The organism is Xenorhabdus littoralis (genome assembly GCF_033949345.1).
Lineage (GTDB): Bacteria > Pseudomonadota > Gammaproteobacteria > Enterobacterales > Enterobacteriaceae > Xenorhabdus > Xenorhabdus littoralis.
In genome coordinates this window covers 1-1,551 of the sequence record NZ_VCDP01000231.1, presented here as the reverse complement: position 1 = coordinate 1,551, position 1,551 = coordinate 1, and the positions used below count along the sequence as shown (strand labels likewise).

Here is a 1,551-nt window from a genome sequence, read left to right as displayed (position 1 = left end):
GAGATCCCCACGGGATAATTAGTCCGCCCGCAGCCAGCCAGTGCTGTTACGCCAAATTGCGCCAGGTTAAGCGGGTCGTTGTCCTTATCGTCACTTACATGCCGACAATTGAGCAGAGCACTGAACAACGGCATATTGCCGAGTCCGCTATAGCGCTGCACCAGGGACAAGGGGGTCTGTTCATATTGTAGTAAACTGGCGCATGTGTCAGTGACTGCCTTGATGAGGGCCTCAGCGCTGATCCCTTTGAGTTTCAGCCTGACCGGCAGGGTATTGATAAACATGCCCAACGCGCCTGCACTGCCCGCCATGCCCGACATACGGCCTGACAAGGTGGTGCCGAATACAATATCGTCACGCCCGCTGGTTCGGGCAACGACCAGCGCCCACCCTGCATGGAACAATGCCGCAGGGCTTGTGCCCAGCCTGCGGGCCGTTTCACGGAGAGCGCATGATAAGCCGGCATTAAGTGACTGTTGGGCTTCTGCCGTATGTTCGCCCCCTTCCTGAACGTTGATCAGGCCAAAAGGGGCCGTCACTTCATCGAGATCCGCCAGATAGTCCGGGAAGAAGGTTTCTGCGGTCTGAATATGGCTTTCCTGACGGGCATAAGCGACAAAGTTGCGATAGGGTACCGATGGCGGTAAAGCGGCACTTTTACCCAGTAAGAATGCCATCGTTTCTGCGAGAACCTGCCGTAATGAGAGATTATCATTGATAATATGATGGAACTGGATCAAGACGTACCGTCTGGCTGAGTGTGGGTCAGCGGCGGTTTGTAACCGTATCAATGGCGCCTGAGATAAATCCAGTTGCCCGTATGACAACGTCATACGGGTTTGCAAACTGGCGGCCACATCATCACAGTCCTCCAGAGTCAGGCGATGAACAGGCAATGGAGCGTGCCGGTGCACAACCTGAACCGGCTGGGATAATCCGGCCCAGTGGACAGCGGTGCGCAGGATATCGTGGCGGTCGATAACCTTCTGTAATGCAACCGTGAAAGCGTCAAGGTTTGTCTGGCTGTCGACACATAACAGCGACGAGATAACGTAGGGATCTCTGTGCGAATCAAGTCGATGGTGGAACAGAATGCCTTCCTGCAACGGAGCCAGAGGATAGATATCCTGCACATTGGCCACTCCGCCGGACACCCGGTTGACTATGGTGTCGATTTCCGTCTGGGACAGGGTGACCAGCGGCAACATTGCAGGGGTGAGGACGGTATTATCGTCAGGGATCCGGTTGGGCGGCACGATAAAGGCCGGGGCATCACCCGGGGATACCTGAATCGCCCGGGCCAGATCGGCCAGAACCGGTGCAGTGAATACCGTACGGACGTCCAGTTCCCAGCCCTGCTGGCGCAATCGTTCGATCACACTGATCACCAGCAGCGAGTGACCACCAAGTTCAAAGAAGTGATCATGGCGCCCGACACGCGCCAGCCCCAGCAGGTCTTGCCAGATCTGCGCCAGGGTAGTTTCCACTTCACCCACAGGCGCTTCATAACCGCGTACAGCCACAGCAGATTGCTCAGGCGCAGGCAGCGCC

Annotated in this window: 1 protein-coding gene; it reads right to left on the bottom strand. The window is 56.5% G+C overall.

The genetic code is table 11. The features are described from left to right. Positions 1 to 1,551: condensation domain-containing protein (locus tag FE394_RS19425; RefSeq protein ID WP_319927955.1), on the bottom strand; the 1,551-nt coding region annotated here is incomplete at both ends.